This is a genomic window from Paenibacillus hamazuiensis, assembly GCF_023276405.1.
Classification (GTDB): Bacteria; Bacillota; Bacilli; order Paenibacillales; family NBRC-103111; genus Paenibacillus_AF; species Paenibacillus_AF hamazuiensis.
This window is the reverse complement of record NZ_JALRMO010000001.1, coordinates 4,108,629-4,130,526: the sequence shown is the minus strand read 5'-3', so window position 1 is coordinate 4,130,526 and position 21,898 is coordinate 4,108,629. Positions and strand designations below refer to the sequence as shown.

Annotated in this window: 19 protein-coding genes; 18 read left to right on the top strand and 1 reads right to left on the bottom strand. The window is 56.2% G+C overall.

Going from position 1 to position 21,898, the window contains the following annotated elements; all coding sequences use genetic code 11:
- The first annotated feature begins 78 nt into the window (after positions 1-78).
- From MYS68_RS18060 to MYS68_RS18025, 8 genes are all read left to right on the top strand, one after another.
- Positions 79-1,353, top strand: a complete 1,275-nt coding sequence (locus tag MYS68_RS18060; protein ID WP_248927175.1) for a sugar ABC transporter substrate-binding protein — start codon at positions 79-81, stop codon at positions 1,351-1,353.
- 23 nt (positions 1,354-1,376) lie between these two features.
- Positions 1,377-2,252, top strand: a complete 876-nt coding sequence (locus MYS68_RS18055) for a carbohydrate ABC transporter permease (protein ID WP_248927174.1) — start codon at positions 1,377-1,379, stop codon at positions 2,250-2,252.
- A 13-nt stretch (positions 2,253-2,265) separates the two neighbouring features.
- Complete coding sequence (locus MYS68_RS18050) at positions 2,266-3,111, top strand: carbohydrate ABC transporter permease (protein WP_248927173.1); 846 nt, start codon at positions 2,266-2,268, stop codon at positions 3,109-3,111.
- A gap of 21 nt (positions 3,112-3,132) precedes the next feature.
- The gene (locus MYS68_RS18045) at positions 3,133-4,242 is read left to right on the top strand and encodes a glycoside hydrolase family 172 protein (RefSeq protein WP_248927172.1); all 1,110 of its coding nucleotides are present in this window, start codon (positions 3,133-3,135) and stop codon (positions 4,240-4,242) included.
- Between the two features lie 410 nt (positions 4,243-4,652).
- A complete protein-coding gene (locus MYS68_RS18040; RefSeq protein ID WP_248927171.1) occupies positions 4,653-5,933 on the top strand; it encodes an ABC transporter substrate-binding protein in 1,281 nt (426 codons plus the stop codon).
- A gap of 220 nt (positions 5,934-6,153) precedes the next feature.
- A complete protein-coding gene (locus MYS68_RS18035; RefSeq protein WP_248927170.1) occupies positions 6,154-7,032 on the top strand; it encodes a MetQ/NlpA family ABC transporter substrate-binding protein in 879 nt (292 codons plus the stop codon).
- 36 nt (positions 7,033-7,068) lie between these two features.
- Positions 7,069-8,100 (top strand): methionine ABC transporter ATP-binding protein, encoded by a 1,032-nt coding sequence (locus MYS68_RS18030; protein ID WP_248927169.1) that lies wholly within the window; start codon positions 7,069-7,071, stop codon positions 8,098-8,100.
- Positions 8,090-8,749: a methionine ABC transporter permease gene (locus tag MYS68_RS18025; RefSeq protein WP_248927168.1), complete on the top strand. Its 660-nt coding sequence runs from the start codon at positions 8,090-8,092 to the stop codon at positions 8,747-8,749. The genes MYS68_RS18030 and MYS68_RS18025 overlap by 11 nt, the downstream gene beginning before the upstream one ends.
- Before the next feature lie 74 nt (positions 8,750-8,823).
- On the opposite strand, the gene MYS68_RS18020 is transcribed toward MYS68_RS18025, so the two are convergent.
- Complete coding sequence (locus tag MYS68_RS18020; RefSeq protein WP_248927167.1) at positions 8,824-9,729, bottom strand: LysR family transcriptional regulator; 906 nt, start codon at positions 9,727-9,729, stop codon at positions 8,824-8,826.
- Between the two features lie 127 nt (positions 9,730-9,856).
- On the opposite strand from MYS68_RS18020, the gene MYS68_RS18015 reads away from it, so the two are divergent.
- The 10 genes from MYS68_RS18015 to MYS68_RS17970 are packed head-to-tail and all read left to right on the top strand — an operon-like array spanning position 9,857 to position 21,887.
- The gene (locus MYS68_RS18015; RefSeq protein ID WP_248927166.1) at positions 9,857-11,113 is read left to right on the top strand and encodes a CaiB/BaiF CoA transferase family protein; all 1,257 of its coding nucleotides are present in this window, start codon (positions 9,857-9,859) and stop codon (positions 11,111-11,113) included.
- Entirely contained in the window at positions 11,110-12,033 is a 924-nt protein-coding gene (locus MYS68_RS18010; RefSeq protein ID WP_248927165.1) for a hydroxymethylglutaryl-CoA lyase, read from the top strand. Before MYS68_RS18015 ends, MYS68_RS18010 begins: the two co-directional genes overlap by 4 nt.
- Positions 12,030-13,727, top strand: a complete 1,698-nt coding sequence (locus MYS68_RS18005) for a CocE/NonD family hydrolase (RefSeq protein ID WP_248927164.1) — start codon at positions 12,030-12,032, stop codon at positions 13,725-13,727. The genes MYS68_RS18010 and MYS68_RS18005 overlap by 4 nt, the downstream gene beginning before the upstream one ends.
- A 15-nt stretch (positions 13,728-13,742) precedes the next feature.
- Positions 13,743-14,933 carry an acetyl-CoA C-acetyltransferase gene (locus MYS68_RS18000; protein ID WP_248927163.1) on the top strand — a complete coding sequence of 397 codons (1,191 nt, stop codon included), beginning with the start codon at positions 13,743-13,745 and terminating at the stop codon, positions 14,931-14,933.
- A gap of 28 nt (positions 14,934-14,961) precedes the next feature.
- Positions 14,962-15,666: a CoA transferase subunit A gene (locus tag MYS68_RS17995; RefSeq protein ID WP_248927162.1), complete on the top strand. Its 705-nt coding sequence runs from the start codon at positions 14,962-14,964 to the stop codon at positions 15,664-15,666.
- A 1-nt stretch (position 15,667) separates the two neighbouring features.
- On the top strand, positions 15,668-16,336 hold the full coding sequence (locus tag MYS68_RS17990) for a 3-oxoacid CoA-transferase subunit B (RefSeq protein WP_248927161.1): 669 nt from the start codon (positions 15,668-15,670) through the stop codon (positions 16,334-16,336).
- Between the two features lie 26 nt (positions 16,337-16,362).
- Positions 16,363-17,949 carry an ABC transporter substrate-binding protein gene (locus MYS68_RS17985; RefSeq protein ID WP_248927160.1) on the top strand — a complete coding sequence of 529 codons (1,587 nt, stop codon included), beginning with the start codon at positions 16,363-16,365 and terminating at the stop codon, positions 17,947-17,949.
- 11 nt (positions 17,950-17,960) lie between these two features.
- On the top strand, positions 17,961-18,905 hold the full coding sequence (locus MYS68_RS17980; protein WP_248927159.1) for an ABC transporter permease: 945 nt from the start codon (positions 17,961-17,963) through the stop codon (positions 18,903-18,905).
- 13 nt (positions 18,906-18,918) lie between these two features.
- A complete protein-coding gene (locus MYS68_RS17975) occupies positions 18,919-19,839 on the top strand; it encodes an ABC transporter permease (protein WP_248927158.1) in 921 nt (306 codons plus the stop codon).
- Between the two features lie 14 nt (positions 19,840-19,853).
- Positions 19,854-21,887 (top strand): dipeptide ABC transporter ATP-binding protein, encoded by a 2,034-nt coding sequence (locus MYS68_RS17970; RefSeq protein ID WP_248927157.1) that lies wholly within the window; start codon positions 19,854-19,856, stop codon positions 21,885-21,887.
- The last annotated feature ends 11 nt before the right edge of the window (positions 21,888-21,898 follow it).

The window sequence follows — 21,898 nt, the reverse complement described above, 5'->3', positions numbered from 1 at the left end:
AATATTATATTTAAACGCTTTCATTCCAATTTTATAATCGAGTTGAAAAAAAACAGCAAACAAACGGGAGGTTCGCAAATGAAAAAGACAGCATGTTCATTACTGGCATCGTTGACAGCGGTTACATTAACCCTGGCAGGATGCACAAGCCCCGGTTCCGGTACGGGCACGGGAAGCTCCGGCTCCGGCGACGCAAAATCCGCTTCCGGCGGCAAAAACGAGATTACGCTTTATACGATCATGTCGACCAATCCGAAGTTTCAGGAATGGCTGGACGACGCCCAGAAAAAAACGGGAATCAAGATCAATGCGGTCGCCGCCCCGAGCGATTCCGACACCCGCCAGCAAAAAATCTCGACGATACTTTCGTCCAAGGACAGCTCGGTCGACGTCTTTGAGATCAACGATGAAATGGCCACATCCTTCAAAAATTCCGGATGGCTGGAGCCGTTGCAGGATAAGGTCATTACAAGCGATATCCGCAGCAAGCTGCCGCAGGGATATGTGAAAGACATGCTGACATCCGCCAAAGGAGATTTGATCGGCGTGCCTAGCTATCAAGGTTATTTGGCGCTTTGGGTCGATCAGAAAAAGCTGGATGCGGCCGGAATGAAATCGCTAGAAACCAAGGACGATTTCATCAAGTTTGCGAAGGCGAGCACAAAGGACGGCCAGTTCGGATACGGCGGATCCTGGGAAAAGACGTACGTATTTAACGAAATCGCCACTTTCGTTAACCTGTTCGGCGGGGATTATTTCGACTGGACGAATCCGGCCAGCCGGGAAGCGGTCAAATTCATGTACGATATGGCGAATACGTGGAAGGTGACCCCGGTGGACCAAATCGCCGACAAATACGAGCAGATGAATCAAAAGTTCATCGACGGCAAATATGCGATGGTCTTTATGTGGGGGACGGGAACCGACTACCAGAAAGCGGGCCGGTACGGCAAAGACCAGATCCATATTGTCAATACGCCGATGTTTGCCAAGAGAAGCGTATTCACCGACTCCTGGAGTTACGTCCTGAACTCGGCCTCGAAAAACAAGGATGCGGCCATCAAGTTTTTGCAGTATACCGCAAGCGAGGACGGCGAGCTGAAGGGCTGGACGAGTTTCGGCAGATATCCCGCAAGATCCGATGTGGCAAGCAAGCCGGAAGTGTCCGGCGATATTAAAGACATTTATTCCGTCATCCAATCGACGAACGAAATTCACGGCCGCCCGATGCTGCCGCAAACGATGGAGTTTATTTCCGAGATGGGGACCCTTTTTCAGAACTATATTCAAAATAAAATATCGCTCGACGAGTTTTGCGCGAAAGCCCAGGAAGCGGTCAAGAAGTACAAATAATACAACAGGAAAGGCGCGTTACCATGTATGAAGGCAAAAAATACGTAACGATAGCTTGGCTGCTCGTTCTTCCGGCGCTGCTCATCCGGGTTTTTACAACGATATATCCGATCGTGGAGACGTTCTACATCAGTTTTTTTGACGTAAAGCTGCTCAGAGGCATTCATCAATTCGTCGGCTTTCAAAACTACATCAATATTTTTCGCGATTCGAAAGTGCAGGAATCGATCGGTTTTACCGTAGTGTTCGTTGCAGGCTCCATGCTCGGCCACATCGTGCTGGGCATTATGCTGGCGCTCATCTTAAACATGAAAATAGCCGGACAGCGCGTGCTCCGAACGATCGTGCTGCTTCCGTGGGCGATGCCGATGGTGGTCATCGCCATGGCTTCGAAATGGGCGTTTAACAACGACTACGGCCTGGTCAACAACTTCATCCGCTGGTTTAACCCATCGTTTCAACTGGATTGGCTTATTCACGCGAACACAGCCCGCAATGCGGTGATCGCCGTCGATTTGTGGAAGGACCTTCCTTTTTTTGCGATCCTGATTCTTGCCGGCCTGCAGTTCATTTCCGCCGAAATGTATGAAGCGGCCAAAATCGACGGCGCCGGGGCCATTCGCTCGTTTTTCAAAATCACTCTGCCTCTGATCTCGCGAAATATTTTGGTGCTGAGCATCTTTTTTACGATGTGGCGAATCACCTCGTTTGATGTGGTGTACGCCATGACGAGCGGGGGGCCCGGCGAAAGCACCGCGCTGATCGCCTACCGCATCACAACGGAGGCGTTTACGAACCTGAATACCGGGTATGCCGCGTCCATTGCGGTCGTGCTGTTTATCGTGATGGCGATTTTGAGCGGAATCAGCATGGCTGCGGCCAAACGTTTCGATTATTAAGGAGCGATCAAGCATGGTTACCAAAGGCTTCAGGCCGATATTGCTGCGGTGCTTTATGTGGACGCTCGCGGCTATCGTCGCGTTTCTCATTTTATTTCCGCTGTGGTGGATATTTATTTCTTCGATCACCCCGGCCGGGGAGCTGTTCTCCAAGCCTCTCAAATATTGGCCGGTACATCCGACGCTGGAGAGCTACCAATATTTGATAGATCATGTAGGGCTGCTCTCGAAAATAGGGAATACGGTCATTATCGTCGGACTGTCCATTGTGATCGGCATGATTGTAGCCGTTATGGCCGCCTTCAGCTTCGCCCGGTTCAGAAACAAGGGGTTATCCTTGGCCGTTGCCTTTCTGCTCGGCTCGATGCTGATTCCCGACGTGGTGACGGCCCGGCCGCTCTACGACTTTTTGCGGCAAATGCAGCTGTACGATACGTATACGGGGCTCATCATCCTGTACATCAGCGGCCTTCTGCCGTTTACGATCCTCATCTTGCAAAACTTTCTGAACGATATCCCGGTTTCCATCGAAGAGTCGGCGTCGCTGGACGGCTGCGGGTTCTTGCAGTCGATGATGTATGTGACGCTGCCGCTATTAAGGCCCGCGCTTGCGACGGTCTGCATCGTCAACTTTATTACGTGTTTGAACAACTTTTTTACGCCGCTGTTTTATTCGAACGGAATTTCGGTGCTTTCCACCGCCATTACACAGCTGCCGCTCAGGGACAACATGTATGCGGTGCCGTGGGATTTGGTCAGCGCGATGGGCTGGATCATCATCCTGCCGATCATTATATTTGTCGCCGTCTTCCAGAGACAAATTATGGAGGGGATTATGGCGGGCGGCATCAAAGGATAAATTTCGAGAGGAGAAAATGCAATGAGTTATAATCCATTCCTGGGCGGCCTTTCGGCGCTCCCATTATTGAGCGGCGGCAGGAGCCGGGCGATCACCGCGGAAAATCCCGATGGAAAAATCGGCGGAGGAGGAACGGCCGCCAGTCACCTCGGCCCTTCGCGCAAAGGCTCGCCGTGTCTCCGCGACATACAGCCGGGCGCGACCGTCACGCTGGCCGAGATCGAAGGGCCGGGAGTCATCGAGCATATTTGGATGACGGTGACGGACCGTACGGAAAAGGACTGTTACGTGCTCAGGGATCTTGTGCTCAGGATGTACTGGGATGACGAAACGGCTCCTTCCGTGGAAAGCCCGCTGGGCGATTTCTTTTGCAACGGCTTTGCGAGAGGCTGCACCGTCAATTCCCTGCCTGTCGTTGTGAATCCGACCCGGGGCTTCAACAGCTATTTCCCGATGCCTTTCCGCAAGAAGGCGAAGATCACCGTTGAAAATCAGCATGAAGCGCCGATTCCCGCGTTGTTTTACCAAATCGATTACTGCCTGCACGACGAGCTGCCGGAAAACACGGCGTATTTTCACGCTCAGTGGAACCGGCAGCGGATCACCGAAAAGGCGCAGGATTACGTGATTTTGGATAACGTCAAAGGGAAAGGGCAATACGTCGGCACCTACCTGGCGCTTACGACCCTGGAAAGATACTGGTGGGGAGAAGGGGAAGTGAAAATATATATGGACGGCGACGATGCGTATCCGACGATCTGCGGCACCGGAACGGAGGATTATTTCGGCGGGGCCTGGAGCTTCGCAACGCAGAAAGACGGAAAAACCGTGGAAAATACGTACTGCACTCCGTTTATGGGGTATCCCTACTATTCGCGTCACGACGAGGTCGTTCACAATTTATATCATAATGACGATTGCCCGCCGATGAGAGGTTTTTACCGCTGGCACATTCTCGATCCGATTCGGTTTGCGGAAGACATCAAGGTCACGATCCAGCAGATCGGGGTATATAAAAAAGGGCTGTTCGAAAGGCAGGACGACGTCGCATCGGTCGCTTATTGGTACCAGACGGAGCCGCATAACGGTTTCAAGCCGCTGATGAGCAAGGAGGACAGATGGCCGAGGTAACGCGAGGGCACCGGTCATTGCATTATTTCCGGAAGCAACTTAAGATTAAAAAGGAGGGTCAGGCTGCCTTCAGGGCGGCCTGATCAGACTGTTGCAAAACCCCCATTTTTTTATCATCCCATGATAAGGGTGAGGGGTATTCGCCGGAGGAGTTTACGTCCGGCCTTTGAAATCGTGTGAATACCGCCTATTCTAATAAAATCACACGATGTTTATGGGGTCCCCGCAAAGTAATAGGAATAAGCTTCGAAGCAGATCTTCACTTTGTGGGGGGGAAGGAGTCGGCCGGAGGCGATACCCCCACCCATGACTTATGGATGAATTCTACCTTTGGGGGTTTTCAACAAACTCGTAGGCTGCCTTCAGGGCGGCCTGATCTTCCCGATCCCGCTGAGAAAGGGGGCTTCCTGGTGGGAAAAAGAAAATCCGCTGCCGCCGTTCAAATAGCTTTGGTTGTTTTAACCGGAGCACTTGCCGCCTGCAGCGGTAACAACCGACCGTCCGCGAACGTTCCGTCCGAAGACAAGGCCGGCTTGTCCGATCCGAATCGGACGATTACGATCATGACCCAGGACTCCGCACAAGCCGGTTGGCCGGCGTTCCGGAATAAAGTGCGGGACGCGACGGGCGTTACGCTGAACGTGGTCGCCACTCCGTCCAATCCCGACGACATGGTTGCCAAAATGACGACGCTGCTTTCTTCCGGCGATAACTCCGTGGACATTATGCACATCAACGACGAACTGATCACCGCTTTCTCCAGAGCCGGATATTTGGAGCCGCTGGAGAAGGAGATCATGACTCCGGATGTTGTGAAAAATTATTCCCAGCAATACGTGAAGGACATGATTATGTTCAAGGGAAGCATATTTTCGGTGCCGAGTTACCTGGAGGTGCTCGCCTTCTGGGTGAACCATGAGATGCTGAAGCAGGCGGGGGTGGACGTTCCGCGGACGAAAGACGAATTCCTCGCCTTTGCGAAAGCGGTTACAAAAAACGGCGTATTCGGCTATGGAGGCGCTTGGGAGAAAAGCTACGTTTTTAACGAAATCGGCACCTTCGTCAATTTGTTCGGCGGCGATTACTATGACTGGTCGAACCCTAAAACCCAGGAAGCATTGAGGTTTATGCACGACCTTGTCCATAAGGAGAAGGTGACGCCGATCTCGCAGCTGGCCGATATTTACGATCCGATGCTTCAGAAGTTCATCGACGGCAAATACGGGATGCTTTTCATGTATACCGGTGCGATTCCGACGCTGCAGAGAGCCGGCAAATACGGGCCGGACAAACTGGACATCGTGCCGATGCCGAATTTTGGCACAAATGACGCTTTCATGGCTTCGTGGCATTATGTGCTGAATAAATCGTCCGGGAAGAAGGAAGCCGCCGGGAAAGTGCTGGCTTATTTGGCGAGCAAAGAGGGCCAACTGGCCAACAGCGAGATGTCGGGCAGATTGGCCGCCCGGCTGGATGTGATCGACGATCCCGGCTATAAAGGCCTCGGCGTCGAGAAGGTGCGGGATTACATCAAACATAGCAATCTTCGCGGCAGGCCGATGGTTCCCCAGTCGATGGAATATATCAATGGCATCGGCGCTATTTTTCAAAAGTACGTTTCCGACGAAATCACCCTGGATGAGGCTGTAATCAAGGCGAAGAAGGAGACCGCCAGACTGGCTGCCCAATAACCGGCTTTGATCCGGCGCAGCCCGTCTTGCTTAATTCCTACTTGACAGGTTTGAATTGTTGGATTATTATTTCCCTAAATCGTTACAACCTTTGCAACGAAGCCCATTGGACAGCCAAAGGCTCCGGCAACCTCCCCTACGGGAGATCTGCAGGAGTCTTTTTTCCTGTGGAAAAAAATCGGCCAATAACGAAAAAGAGAAAGCAAGGAGAGGAACAAAGATGAAAAGATTAAGATTGCCTTTTATGTCCATGATCGCCGCCATAGTTATATTGGCGGTTGCCGGCTGCGCGAAACCCGCGGAGACGAAAACGGCGGCGCCGGCGGGTCAGACGCCTGCAGCATCGTCCCAGGCAGCGCCCTCCAACCCGGCGGGCGAGAAAGCGAAGCTGAAGGTCGGCATTTCCGCGGGGGTCGAGGAGGACATTTGGAAAAAAGTGAAGGAAGTCGCCGCAAAAGACAATTTGGAGATTGAGATCGTTACATTTAACGATTACATACAGCCGAACAAGGCGCTGGCGGACGGCCAACTGGACGCCAATGCGTTCCAGCACGAGCCTTATCTGAATCAGTTCAAGGCGGACAACAAGCTGGACATCGTAAAGCTGGCGAATACGCTTAATTTTCCGATAGGGCTGTATTCCAAAAAAATCAAAAACGTTTCGGAGATCAAGGAAGGCGACGAGCTTGGTTTGCCGAACGACCCTACTAACGGGGCCCGGGCACTCATTTTGTTCGAGCGGGCGGGCTTGATCAAGCTGAAGGAAGGCGTGGGAGTTAAAGCGACCGTCCGGGATATCGTGGACAATCCGAAGAAGCTGAAATTCAAGGAGCTCGAAGCCCCTTTCATCCCGAAAGCTTTGCCGGATTTGACCGCTGCGGTTATCAATACGAATTATGCGGTGGATAACGGTTTTGTGCCTACCAAGGACGCGATTTTTATCGAGCCGAAAGATTCCCCCTGGGTCAATCTGATTGCGGTGCGCACAGCCGATAAAGACAAACCGGTATTTCAAAGGCTGGTGAAAGCCTACCATTCCGACGAGGTGAAAAAATTCGTGGTGGATAAGTACGGCAGCTTCATCGTTCCATCCTGGTAAGCCGCCAGTACGGCAGAAGATGAGGGAGAGCGCTTCATGATTGAATTGATCGACGTCAGCAAAACGTTTGAACAAAAGGGAATACGCGTCGAAGCGGTAAAAAGGGCCAATATTCGTATCGAAAAGGGCGAAATATTCGGCATCATCGGGTACAGCGGGGCCGGCAAAAGCTCGCTGCTGCGCTGCATCAATTATTTGGAAAAACCGACCTCGGGAAGCATCCGGATCAACGGAGTGGAGATGTCGCAATTAAACGAGCGCGGACTGAGGGAGATGCGCAGAAAGATCGGCATGATCTTTCAACACTTTAACCTGCTTTCGTCGGGAACCGTCTACCAAAATGTCGCCGCACCGCTCGAGCTTGCCAAAGTTCCGAGGAAGCGGATAGATGCCAAAGTCGGAGAACTGCTTGAGCTGGTAGGACTTCAGGATAAAGAGAGGGCCTATCCGCGCCAGCTGTCCGGAGGGCAAAAACAGCGCGTCGCCATCGCCAGGGCGCTGGCGAACGACCCGGAAATTTTGCTGTGCGACGAAGCCACGTCGGCGCTGGACCCGCAGACCACGGATTCGATTCTCGATTTACTCAGCGATATTAACCGCAAATTCAAAATTACGATCGTTCTTATTACGCATGAAATGCACGTGATCAAAAAAATATGCGACCGGGTCGCGGTGATGGAAAAAGGCGTGATTGTCGAGCAGGGCCCGGTGATCGACTTGTTTTATTCGCCGCGAACCGAAACCGCCCGCAAGTTTATCCGAAGCGTTTTTGACGCGGATATTCCGGAAACGCTGCTGAACGAATTGGAGCGCCGGGGGAGCGGGCAGGGCGCTTTCATCCGCATCTCATTTATCGGCGAATCGGCGATGGAGCCGGTTTTGGCCGATTTAACGGCTCAATTCGCTTTGCGCCCCAGCATCGTGTATGGGAATATCGTTCAAATCAAAGACAAGCTGTTCGGCGCGCTGGTATTGTTCATAACGGGCGATCGCAATGCGCTGGAGAAGGGCATGCGCTTCCTGGAGAGACGGAATCTAAGGGTAGAGGTCATCCGGCATGTTGGATAAAATAGCGGAAAAAGCCGATCTTTATGTGAAATCGATCAACGAAACGGCGATCATGGTCGGATATTCGCTGGTCATCTCCAGCGCCATCGGGCTGCTGCTCGGCGTGCTGCTGGTAGTGCTCAGGCCCGGCCATCTGTATGGCAATTCAGCCGTTTATCATACGCTTAATGCCATCATTAATGTCATTCGCTCCATCCCTTTTATCATTATCATGGTGGCCATCATCCCGTTAACCAAATGGCTCGTCGGTACGACGATCGGAGTGAAGGGGGCGATCGTTCCGCTCGTTTTTTATACGGCGCCTTACATTTCCCGCCTCATGGAAACCGCGCTGCTTGAGGTCGACCCCGGAGTCATTGAGGCTTACAAGGCGATGGGGGCCACCAAACGGCAAATTATTTATCGCGTTATTTTGAGAGAGGCCCGGCCGGCTTTGATTCTCGGTCTTACGATCGCAACGATCGGGCTCGTAGGAGCGTCGGCGATGGCCGGCGTGATGGGAGCGGGGGGCTTGGGCGATGTAGCCATCCGGTTCGGATATCAGCGCTGGGAGCCGGACGTCATGTACACCTCCGTCCTATTGCTCATCGTGATCGTTCAGGTGGTTCAAACGGCAGGCAACTGGATCTCAAGGAAGCTTAGAAAATAATCAAACATCCTCGACCCAATGAAGAGAGGTTGAGGATGTTTTTGCGTTGGCAGAGCGCCGGATTCGACGAACCGTTACATCTGAGAGCCGTCGATCACGTTCCGGAGCACTTTGATAAACTCGCCGGCGGCCTTGGACATATGTTTGCTTTTAAGCCGAATCCATCCGAAATGAAGCATTAACTCATTATCCTTGATATCGAGCGGAATGATTTCCCCGGACTGGACGTAAGGGTCCTTCCTGATCGAGAAGTCCGGATAAAATCCGATGGCGACTCCTTCGGCGATCAATTTTTTGGCCGCCTCCGTATAGCCGATCGTCAGCAGCACGTTCAGCCGGTCGGTTTTCAGCAGCTTTTTTAAATATTCCTCCTGCCGGTAACCCGGCTTGAACGTAATGATCGGCTCATCGGCGATGACCTCCGCGGGCATGGGGTTATACAGGGGAACGGGGGAATGCTTGCCGATGCAGGCCACGTAGGTTCCGGTAAGCATGCGGTGAAATTCGATCCGGTTGTCGATCAGATCGCCCGGCTGCGAAGAGATGAAGCCAAGATCCGCCCGTCCGGCGATGACGTCCTGCATGATCTGCTTCGTGCCGTCCTCACTCACTTCGAGGCGGACGTGCGGGTGCTTTTTCTTGTAGATGGACAGCACGTCGCTCAGGAAGGCGTTGCACATGCTCGGGATGGCGGCGATTTGCAAGTTTCCCGTCAAGGACTGGGATTCGGCGCGGGCCTCGTCGTAAATATCCTGTACGAGGTTCAAGGCGCTTTGCGCTTTTTTCAGCAGCGTTTGCCCCGTCTTGGTCAGCTGAACGCCGGAGCGGGAGCGCTCGAACAGCTTGACGTTCAGCTCCTTTTCAAGGTCTGAGATTCCCTGGCTGATGCTCGGCTGGGAAATATGCAGATGCCCGGCGGCCAGCGAAAACGATTGATGCCTGGCTACTTCGACAAAGTATTGAAGCTGTTCGATACGCATTTTCGCACCTCCATTGTATAGGCATTGACTATATTAATATTAACATTCCGTATTTTACTTCAGCAATAGTTATATTTATGATGAAGATGAAAGCGCTTGAAATTTCCTTAAACCATGCAAGGAGCAGGTGATCATAACAACGATGGGACCGCTTACCGGAGTAAAAGTTATCGAAATTGCGCACTGGCTGGTAGCGCCTTACTGCGCCAATATGTTGTCCGATCTGGGAGCCGAGGTCATCAAGATCGAGCCGCTTTCGGGAGATCAGGTGCGGAGCTCCGGGAGTTATTTTAAAAATGGAGAAAGTTATTTGTTTGCCGCCTACAACCACGGAAAGCAATCGATCTCCCTCAATCTGAAAGATCCCGACGGGCTCGGCATAGCGCGAGACTTGTGCCGCGGGGCGGATGTCGTTTTGGAAAATTACCGTCCCGGCACGTGCGAGCGGCTCGGACTCGGTTACGAAAGCTTGCGGCGGCTGAATCCCGGCCTCGTTTATTGTTCGATCTCCGCATTCGGCGACACGCCGGGTTACGCCCACCGGCCGGGGATGGATCCGATCGTTCAGGGCATGGGCGGAGCGATGAGCGTGACCGGCGAGCCGGGCGGAAAGCCGGTGCTGGTCGGCATTCCGGTCGCCGACAACTCGACGGCCTACATCGCCTTCGGAGCGATCTGCGGAGCGCTTCTCGAGCGGGAGCGAACCGGGAAGGGACAGCGCATTCAACTGAACCTGATCGATACGATGGTGTTTAACCTGTCGACGCGCTTCGGGCAATATATCGCATCGGGGAAGCCGCCGTCCGCCATGGGCAGCCAGCACGCCGAAGTCGTTCCGTATCAGGCGTTTCCGACGGCGAACGGCTGGCTGATGGCCGGGGCCCAGTCCGATCGGGCGTGGGCGGTGTTTTGCGAGGCGATCGGAAGGCCGGAGTTGGCGAGCCACCCGGATTACGAAACGAACCGCCTGCGCGTCAAAAACAGGGAGACGCTGTCCGGGCTGCTCAACGGCGTATTCGCTCAAAAGCCGACGGAGGATTGGTGTGCGATTTTTGCCGAGCGCAATGTGCTTCACGGGCCGATCTGGAACGTGGAGGAGCTCGTGAACAGCGACTTGATTCGCGAGCACGGCCTGATCGAAAAGGTCGATCATGCGGTGTTCGGCAAGCTGCCGGTCATCCGGACGCCGATCGCTTACTCGGAGAGTGAAGTGAAAATTCAAGGCCCGCCTCCGCTGCTGGGCGAGCATACGCTGGACATATTGCGGAAGCTCGGTCGCAGCGAAGACGAGATTTCCGATCTGATCGCGCGCAAGGTCGTTTATGCGAAGCCCGGCCAGGCCGGAGATTACGCGGTGCAAGTGCCCGGGAGCGATACCGCATGAACTGGCCGCAGCACGTCAAGGTGAAGGAGGTCGGCCCCCGCGACGGCTTGCAGAACGAAAGCGTGTTCGTTCCGACGGAGCATAAAATCGCTTGGATCGACCGATTGTCTTCGGCCGGATTCGATTATATCGAAGTGACGTCATTTGTCAGCCCCAAATGGATTCCGCAGCTTGCCGACGCCATTCAGGTCGCAAGGGGGATAACCAGAAAACCGGGAGTCATCTATGCGGCGCTCGTGCCGAACATGAGGGGGCTGGAGCTGGCGCTGGAAGCGGGCGTCGACGAGGCGGCGGTGTTTATGTCCGCCAGCGAAACGCATAACCGCAAAAACATCAACAAGCCGGTTGCGGATACGTTCCCCATTTTGCGAGAGGTGGTCAACGAAGCGCGGAGCGCCGGCAAATCGGTGCGCGGGTATGTGTCCACCGTATTCGGCTGCCCCTATGAAGGCAAGGTGGACATCGACCGTGTCGTGCGGGTTGCCGATGAATTGTTCGCGATGGAAATCGGCGAAATCTCGCTCGGCGATACGATCGGTGCGGCGAATCCCAGGCAGGTGGAAGCGGTGCTGGAGCAGCTCCTGAGGCGCTATCCCGCCGAACGTCTGGCGCTGCATTACCATGACACAAGAGGCACTGCGCTTGCAAACATTCTGGTATCCATGAATATGGGCATAACCCGCTTCGATGCATCTGCCGGAGGACTGGGAGGATGCCCTTATGCACCCGGGGCAAGCGGAAATATGGCGACGGAGGATCTGGTTTACTGCCTGAGGGAGATGGAAATCGAAACGGGTGTCGATTTTGAAAAGCTTATGGATGCCGCACGGTATATTCAGGAGCAAATAGGGAGAACGCTGCCGAGCCGCAATCTGCTTGCGTGTCCGCCGCAAACAACGACGGAAGGAGACGGTCCATGAATTCCGCTATGATTGAACAAATTGAAAGCGGTTTACCGGCCGCAACGCACGAAACGGGTGTCTCCGAAGCTGTCCGGGTCGAAATGCGCGACGGCATTGCCTTGATGACAAGGATTTATTTGCCGAAAGGCGAAGGGCCTTGGCCGGTCGTTTTGATCCGCCATCCGTATCCCGGCATGCTTCCGCTGCTCGAGGCGACGGCGGCCGTCTTGTCGAAGCGCGGCTATGCGGCGGTCGTGCAGGACTGCCGGGGCACCGGGGAATCCGCGGGAGCTTGGGTTCCTTTCGTCCATGAAGGCGATGACGGCATCGACACGATCGAATGGATCAAACGGCAAGGCTGGGCGAACGGGCGCATCGGCACATACGGCGCATCGTATTTGAGCGCCGTTCAGTGGGCGATGGCGGACCGCGTTCCGCCGGAGGTGAAGGCGATGTGCATCAGCGGCTTCACGACCGAGCGGTACCGGCAAAATTATATGAACGGCATGTTCCGCCACGACGTTTACACCGGCTGGGCGATCGGCAACTCCGGCGTGAAGGATGTGCGCACGGAGGGCTTGTTTCGCAGAGCCGTTCAGGTGAAGCCGCACATCGCGATGGACCGCGAGTTGTTCGGAGTCGAGCTGCCGTGGTACCGCAAATGGATCACGAGCGTAAGCCCCGAAGACGAGTATTGGCAAAGCGGTTTTTGGGCGGAGCTGAAGGAGATCCCGAAGCGCGTGCGAACCCCGATCCTGATGGCGGACGGATGGTTCGACCAGCATTTGGACGGTATGGTGAGGGATTACGGAAAGCTGCCGGAAGAGACGCGCAGGAGAAGCCGGTTTTTCCTCGGCCCGTGGACGCACGCGATGGTTCCTTCGGGAGATTTGGACTATCCGGATCACGACCGTTTTGTGCTGCTGAGGGAAGCGCTGACATGGTTCGACCGCCATTTGAAGGGGGAGCCTTATCCTGAGCCGCTCGGCGATCTGCAGACGTACGTGATCCGCGAAGGTCGCTGGCGGCGCTGGGACGGGGCGATCGCTCCGACCGAAATGCGGCGTTTTTACCTGCACAAGGACGAGGATACCGGTTCGCTGCAGCTGACGGAAACGGCCCGGGACCGGAACGGCAGCGCCCGCTACACGTACGACCCGAGTTATCCGGTTCCGACAAAGGGAGGAGCGGCGCTGCTGCGTTACCTCGGAGGCGAGCCGGACGCGGCGAAAGCGGCCAGCGTCGTTCAGGACCCGCCGGGATACCGGGACGATGTGATTTCGTTCCTCTCGGAGCCGCTGCAGCACGATCTTCGCATCGCGGGTATGATGAAGGCGCGGTTAATCGTCAGCAGCGATGCGGAGGATACCGCCTTTACGGTAAACGTCATGGAGGTGTTTGCGGACGGTGCGGCCTATAACATCCGGGACGGGATAACGAGCCTCGCCTACCGGGGCGGCGCCCCGCGTCCGCTCGATTACCGGCCGCACGAGCCGGCCCGGATCGAAATCGAATGTTGGCCGATCACATGGACGCTTAAAGCCGGCTCGCGCCTCAGGCTCGACATCTCGTCCTCCAACTTCCCGGCTTATCATGCGCATCCGAATTTGGCCGGACCTTGGGCGCTGCAAACCGAAGTGCGTTTGGCGGAGCAGACCGTATATTACGGCGGGAAACATTCTTCCTATCTGGAAATACCTGTCGTCGATTGAAAGGAGGAAGACGGCTTGTCTTATGAGGATGTCGTTATTGTAAGCGCCGCAAGAACGCCGATCGGCAGCTTTGGCGGCGCGTTCAAGGATGTCCCGGCTGTGCGGTTAGGAGCGATTGCCGTGCGGGCCGCGATGGAGCGCGCCGGACTTGAGCCGGGGCAGGCTGACGAAGTGATTATGGGCAACGTGCTGCAGGCCGGATTGGGTCAAAATCCGGCAAGGCAGGCCGCGATGGCGGCCGGACTGCCGCAGGAGATTCCCGCTGTCACCGTGAACAAAGTTTGCGGCTCCGGCCTGAAGGCGGTTCAGCTCGCCTGGCAGTCGATCCGCGCTGGAGAAAGCGAGATTGTCGTCGCCGGCGGCATGGAGAACATGACCCTGGCGCCGTATTTGCTGCCGGGAGCACGGGCCGGATACAAAATGGGCAACCAGGCGCTTGAGGACGGCATGATTCGCGACGGCCTGTGGTGCGCGATTGCCGATTGCCATATGGGAATTACCGCGGAAAACTTGTGCGGCAGGTACGCCTTGACCCGGGAAATGCTGGATCTCTTCGCGTATGAAAGCCAGCGGAAAGCGGCTGCCGCCCGGGCGGCAGGGAAGTTCGACGAGGAAATCGTACCGGTCGAAGTTCCCCGGCGCAAAGGGGAGCCGCTCGTCGTTATAACCGACGAATACCCGCGCCCCGATACAAGCCCGGAAGCTCTCGCCAAGCTTCGCCCGGCCTTTAAGGAAGGCGGCCTCGTCACCGCGGGGAATTCCTCGGGCCTGAACGACGGCGCTGCGGCGCTGGTTCTGATGAGCGGCCGGAAAGCCGCAGCGCTGGGGCTCACGCCGCTCTCGGTCATTCGCGCGAACGCGGCGGCCGGCGTCGATCCGTCCGTCATGGGCATCGGTCCGGTTCCGGCTGCCTTGAAGGCGCTGGACAAAGCGGGACTGGCGATGGCGGATCTCGGGCTTATCGAGGCGAACGAAGCTTTTGCCGCCCAATCGCTCGCGGTTATCCGGCAGCTGGACGCGAATCCGGAGCTGGTTAACGTGAACGGCGGAGCCATCGCCCTCGGCCATCCGATCGGGGCGAGCGGCGCGCGGATTCTCGTCACCCTGCTGCACGAGATGAAGCGTCGCGGCCCGGTGCGCTTCGGACTTGCCGCGCTGTGCATCGGCGGCGGTCAAGGCATTGCGACGATCGTCGAGAAAGCTTAGCTCGTACCAAGATAAGGGGGATCGAAAAGTGAAGCAGGTTTTTCATTCGTTTGAGGAGGCGGTTCGGGCCATTCCGGACGGCGCCGTGCTGATGGTCGGCGGATTCGGCCTTGTCGGCATTCCGGAAAATTTGATCATCGCTTTGGCGAAGAGCGGCACGAGCAATTTGACCGTCATCTCCAACAACTGCGGCGTCGACGACTGGGGGCTCGTTCTGCTGCTGCGAAACAAGCAGATCAGGAAGATGATCGCCTCCTACGTAGGCGAGAACAAAGAGTTCGAACGGCAGGTGCTGTCCGGCGAGCTGGAGGTCGAGCTGCTGCCGCAGGGGACGCTCGCGGAGAAAATCCGCGCCGGCGGAGCGGGGATTCCGGCCTTTTATACGCCGGCCGGCGTCGGAACGCCGCTTGCCGAGGGCCGGGAAATCCGCCGCTTCGGCGGCAAGGACTATTTGCTGGAGGAAGCGCTCACCGCGGATTTCAGCCTGGTGCGGGCGGCGAAGGGCGATGCGATGGGCAATCTCGTCTACGGCAAGACGGCGCGCAACTTCAACCCGATGATGGCGGCCGCAGGGCGGGTGACGATCGCCGAGGTGGAGGAACTCGTCGAGCCCGGCGCTCTCGATCCGGAGGCGATCCACACGCCGGGCATTTACGTTCAGGCGCTCGTCGCCGGCAGGCAGCAGAAGCGGATCGAAAAGCTGACGACGAAGCATAAAGGAGGGAACGGCTGACATGAGCGGCGAAAAGCTGACCGTAAGGGAGAGAATAGCAAGGCGCGCGGAGCGGGAAATCCAGTCCGGCTTTTACGTCAACCTGGGCATCGGCATTCCGACGCTGGTCGCCAGCTTTATATCGGCGGATAAGCAGGTCGTGCTGCAGTCGGAAAACGGACTGCTCGGCATCGGCCCTTATCCTTCGCCGGAAGAGGTCGATCCGGACCTGATCAACGCCGGGAAGGAAACGGTGACGGCGATAACCGGGGCCTCCTTTTTCAGCAGCGCCGAATCGTTCGCGATGATCCGCGGCGGACATATCGATCTGGCCATTTTGGGCGCGATGGAGGTATCGGCGGAAGGGGATCTGGCCAACTGGATGATTCCCGGCAAAATGATCAAAGGCATGGGCGGAGCGATGGATCTTGTGCACGGGGCGAAGCGTATCGTTGTCGTCATGGACCATGTGAGCAAGGACGGCGCGCCGAAAATTGTGGAGAGCTGCACGTTACCCTTAACCGGCAAACGCGTCGTGAACCGCATCATTACCGACCGGGCCGTCATCGACGTCACGCCGGAAGGGCTGAGGCTGGCAGAAGTGGCGCGCGGTTTTACGGCCAGCGATATCGAGCGCGACACCGGAGCCGCACTGCTGACGGACGGGCAAATGTTGACCGACGCTTTTTAACGCATGTAACTTGAGGAGGGTACAAGGTGAAGGGAAAAAGGAAGCTACATGTCATTTTGACCGCTATATTATCGTTATCGTTCCTTCTTTATGGCTGCAGCAGCGATCAGGCGGGAGGGGGCGGCGCTTCGGGCGAAGCCGGCTCATCCAAATCCGGCAAAAGTGAAAGCGTATTCAAGATTGCAATGGGAAACAATCCGAAAATTATCGGTTATCCGGCCGAAGTGACCAATAACGGGCCGCTTCCTTATCTCGATCCGGTCGTTCAGGCGCTGGCCCGCTTCGACGAAAAAGGGAACCTCGTGCCGTGGCTTGCGGAAAGCTGGGAGACGGACGCCAAGGGCAAGACGATTACGTTCAAGCTGCGCAAGGGCGTCAAATACAGCGACAATACCGATTTCGACGCCGAATCTGTGAAGTGGAACATCGAAAAGTATATCGAAAACAAACGAAGCGAGACGAACAACATTCAATCGATGGACGTCGTCGATCCCGGCACGATCCGCCTTACTCTGAAGGAGTGGAATTCCAGCACGCTGCAGGCGGTCGGTTATTTCGTGCGTTACATTTCGCCGACGGCGTTTAAAGCGCACGACAAAGAGTGGGCGTACAAAAACCCGGTCGGCACAGGCCCTTACCTGCTGGACAAATGGCAGGTCAACGTGTCCGTCAGCTACAAGAAAAATCCGGCTTATTGGGAGCTGGGCAAACCGAAGACGGACCGGATCGAGATGCTGATCATCGAGGATGCCCAGACCGCGGCTTCCGCTTTGAAAGCGGGAGAGGTCGACGAAATTCAGGCAAGCAACATCGATATCGCCAAGGAGCTGATCGATTCGAAGAAATTCGATGTCGTTCTTCACAAAAACGGCGTCGGAGCCGTCGGCGTGGGCATCGTTCCGGACAGCCGAACGAAGGGATCGCCTTTTGCCGACGTGAGAGTCCGCCAGGCGATGTCATATGCGATCGATGAAAAGGCGATAGCGGAAACGTTCGGCAAAGGGTATTACGTAACGACCAACCAATGGGGCGCTCCCGATGCCGTGACCTATAACCGGGACGTCGCCGGATACCCTTATAACCCGCAAAAGGCCAAACAGCTGCTCGCCGAAGCCGGATACCCGAACGGATTCAAGACCAAATTATTTTCCGGCGCCTCGACGAAAGATCCGTTTACCGCCGTCCAAAGCTATCTCGCCGCCGTAGGCATCAATGCGGAGCTGGTGGTCGTCGACGAAGCGAAGGTGCAGGATCTGTACTTCAACACCTGGGAGGGCGGCCTGATGGGCCATTTCCACTCGGTGCAGCCGGATCTCGGGCTTTACATGTACAGACACCTCGATCCGAACGGGGCGTTTTACGCCAAAGGGATCGATCATCCGGAAGACGTGCTTCAGCTGCTTAAAGAAAATCAGCAGGCGCCGAGCGACCAGGTGAAAAAAGATACGTCCATGCAAATCCAGAAGCTTGTCTACGACAAATACGATATTTTCGGAAAGCCGCTGTACATTCCGATGGGCATCTTCATCAAGCAAAAATACGTGAAGGACGACGGATTCGGATTGACGCATCTTTCATATTGGACGCCGGGCGACGTTCGCCTCGAAAAGTAAGGGGAGTGCAGATGATACCTTTTATCGCTCGGCGTGTTGTCCAGACGGTGATCGTAATTTTTGCGGTGACGCTTCTCGTGTTTTTCATTATGCGGTCCATGCCCGGCGATCCCGTCGTGATGATGCTCGGTCCCGACGCTTCGCCGGAGCAGATCGCGTTTTACACGAAGCAGTTCGGCTTCGACCAGCCCTTGCCGGTTCAGTATGTGAAGTGGCTCGGCAGCGTCATGCAGGGGGAATTCGGCAAGTCGATCGCTTACAGGCAGGATATCGGACCGTTTATTTGGGAGAGATTCAAGGTGACGCTCACGATTGCGGTACCGGCCTTCGTCATTTCGGTTGTTCTAGGTGTGCTTCTCGGCGTAGCTGCCGCCGTAAGAAGGGGCGGCGCCGCCGATTCGGTCATTACCGTGATGGCCAACTTGGGCATGGCAACGCCGATTTTTTGGCTCAGCATCCTGTGCGTTTACGTTTTCAGCCTGAAATTGGGGTGGCTGCCGGTTCAAGGTTTCACATGGCCGTCCGACAATTTGGCGCTGGCGGTCAGGAAAATGATTATGCCGGTTTGCATTTTGTCGCTCGGCCCGCTGGCGCAGTTCGCCAGACAGACCCGTTCCGCCATGCTGGAAGTGATTCGTCAGGATTATATCCGGACCGGACGGTCCAAGGGCCTCGGCGAAAGGACCGTCATTTTCAGGCACGCCTTGCGCAACGCGCTGATCCCGATCATTACATTGATGGGCATACAGCTCGGGCACATGCTTGGCGGGTCGGTGCTGATCGAGCAGGTGTACGTCATTCCCGGCATGGGCAACATGCTCATTACGGCGATTTTGAACAAAGATTATCAGCTTGTGCAAAGCGCCGTTTTCGTCATCGCGTCGGGCGTATCGGCATGCAATTTGCTCGTGGATATCGCCTACGGGGTGGTCGACCCGCGAATCAGAATCAGTTGAAAGGAGCGGCAGCATGCAAACAGAAGCAAAGCAAGTCGGAAGCGGTGTTATGCCGGTCATCGAGGAAGCCGCAGGAGTGCCGCCGAAGTCAAAAGAGTGGAAGCGCTTTTGGCGGACGATGCTGTCCAGAAAAATCGTCGTGCTGGGCATGGCGGTGCTGGCGATCGCTTTTTTGACCGCGGTCTTCGCCCCATTCATAGCCCCTTACGATCCGGTTGCGCAAAATTTGTCGAATTCCTTAAAGCCGCCGTCCTCCCAGCATCTGCTCGGCACGGATGCGCTCGGGCGCGACGTATTGTCGCGCATTATTTACGGCACGCGCGTATCGCTTGCGGTAGGGTTCGTATCGGTCGCCATCGCCGGCACCGTCGGCATGCTGCTCGGCCTCGTTTCCGGCTATGCGGGAGGCTGGGTGGAGGCCGTCGTCATGCGCATGATGGATGTGATGATGTCCGTTCCGCTCATTATTTTGGCGCTGTTTATCGGCAGCGTGCTCGGAAAAGGTCTCGGCAACGTGATGCTCGCGGTCGGGATCGGGCTGATTCCGACGTACGCGCGGCTGACCCGCGGCCAGGTGAAAAGCATCAAGCAGCTCGACTATGTAACGGCGGGAACGATCAGCGGAGCGGGCAAGCTGAAAAACGCCTTCGTGCACATTTTGCCTAACTGCATTTCGCCGAATATCGTGCTGATGACGATGAATCTCGGGGCCGCCATCCTTATCGAAGCGGCGCTCAGCTTTCTCGGGCTCGGCATCAATCCGCCGATGGCTTCGTGGGGGGCGATGGTCAGCGACGGCTACAATCATCTGCGCACGCTGCCGGTTTTGTCGATCGCTCCGGGCGTCGTTATCATGCTTGTCGTCCTGGCGTTTAATATTGTCGGCGACGCCCTCAGGGATACGCTCGATCCGAGATTAAGAGGCTCATTATAAGCTGAAGAGGTGACATGCCGGTGCATCTATACGAAGTGAACCGTTTGGAGACGAGATTCAAGCAGGACGGCGGCATTTTGCAGGCGGTCAATCAAGTTTCCTATTACATTGACGAAGGGGAAATCGTCGCGTTCGTCGGGGAAAGCGGCAGCGGCAAATCGGTTACGCAATATTCCGGGCTGCAGCTGATCGAGATGCCTCCCGGCGAAATCGCCGCGGGTCAGGTGCTGTTCGCCGGCGACGATTTGCTGAAGTACGGGCCGCGGAGCAAGCGGCTGCAGGAGGTGCGCGGCGGGAAGATCGGCGTCGTTTTTCAGGAGCCGATGACGTCGCTTAACCCCGTCATGACCGTAGGCAAGCAGATCGAGGAGTCCGTGATGCTTCACCTCGGCATGAACCGCGCTCAGGCGAGAAGCCGCGCGATCGAGCTGATGAAGCAGGTCGGCATTCCGGATGCGGAGCAGCGGGTCGGCTATTATCCCCACCAGTTCAGCGGCGGCATGAGGCAGCGGATCATGATCGCGATGGCGCTCTCCTGCAATCCGAAAATGCTGATCGCCGACGAGGCGACGACGGCGCTGGACGTGACGACGCAGGCGCAAATCCTCGAGCTGCTCAAAGATTTGGTGAAAAAAACGGGTACGGCGCTGGTGCTCGTTACGCATAATCTGAGCCTGGTCGCCCGCTATGCCGACCGCATTTATGTCATGTACGCCGGGGAAATTGTGGAGTCGGGCAGCTGTACGGAGCTTTTTGCCAACCCACGCCATCCGTATACGATCGGACTGATGAAGGCGGTGCCGAGTCTGGACGATCCGAAGGACCGAAGGCTCGTCCCGATCGAAGGCATCACTCCCGACCTGAGAAACCGGACCGACGTTTGCCAGTTTCTCCCGCGCTGCGCGTATGCGACCGAGGCGTGTGCATTTAAACCGGCCCCCCGGGTCAGGGAGGTGCCGAACGCTCCGGGGCATCAAACCGCCTGCCATCACGACATCACCGTAAAGACGGTGCCTTCCCGCATCAAGGAGGAGCAGGTTCGTCCGGTCAAGGAAGCCGTTCATCAGCCTAAACCGGAGGACGTCATTTTGAACGTGCAAAATTTGACCGTTTCGTTTCCGGTGGTGAAGGGCCTTTTGCGCCGCAAAACCGGAGAAATCCGGGCCGTTGACAACGTCAGCTTCCAGGTGAGAAAAGGGGAGACGTTCGGGCTTGTCGGCGAAAGCGGCTGCGGCAAGTCGACCATGGCGAGAGCTTTATTGAAGCTGTACCAGCCTTCCGGCGGCAGGATTCTGTTTCACGGCACCGATTATACGGGCATGCCGGAAGGAAAGCTGCGCGATTTCCGCAGGAGGATGTCGATGATTTTCCAGGATCCTTACGGCTCTCTAGACCCGAGACAGCGCGCCGGCGACATCGTCGGGGAGCCGTTGAAAAATTTCGGGCTGGTGAAGGACGAACGCGAGTATCGGGAGCGGGTGGCCGAGCTGTTCCGGCTCGTCGGCTTAAGCCCTGCGCTGCAGGACCGGGTGCCGCACGAATTCAGCGGAGGCCAGCGCCAGCGGCTCGGCATTGCCCGGGCGATCGCCAGCAATCCCGATTTTATCGTCTGCGACGAGGCGATTTCCGCCCTGGACGTATCGATCCAGGCGCAGATCATCAACCTGCTTGAGGATTTGCAGGAGAAGCTCGGGCTGACGTACTTGTTTATCGCACATGATCTCACCGTCGTCAGGCATATCAGCGACCGGATCGCCGTCATGTATCTCGGGCAAATCGTCGAAATCGCCGATTGGAAATCTTTGTACGAGCAGCCTTTGCATCCTTATACGCAGGCACTCCTCGAAGCCGTGCCCGTGCCCGATCCCGTCGTGGAGGCGCAGCGCGAACGCTCGATCATCCGGGGCGAGGTGCCGAGCTTGCTGAACAAGCCGAAGGGCTGTCCCTTTTCGGGCCGCTGCCCGCTCGCTGCGGACGAATGCCGGCAGGAGGTTCCCGCACTGCGGTATGTGAAGGACGGCCACGGGGTAGCCTGCTTCAAAGTTTAGAAGTTTGACGG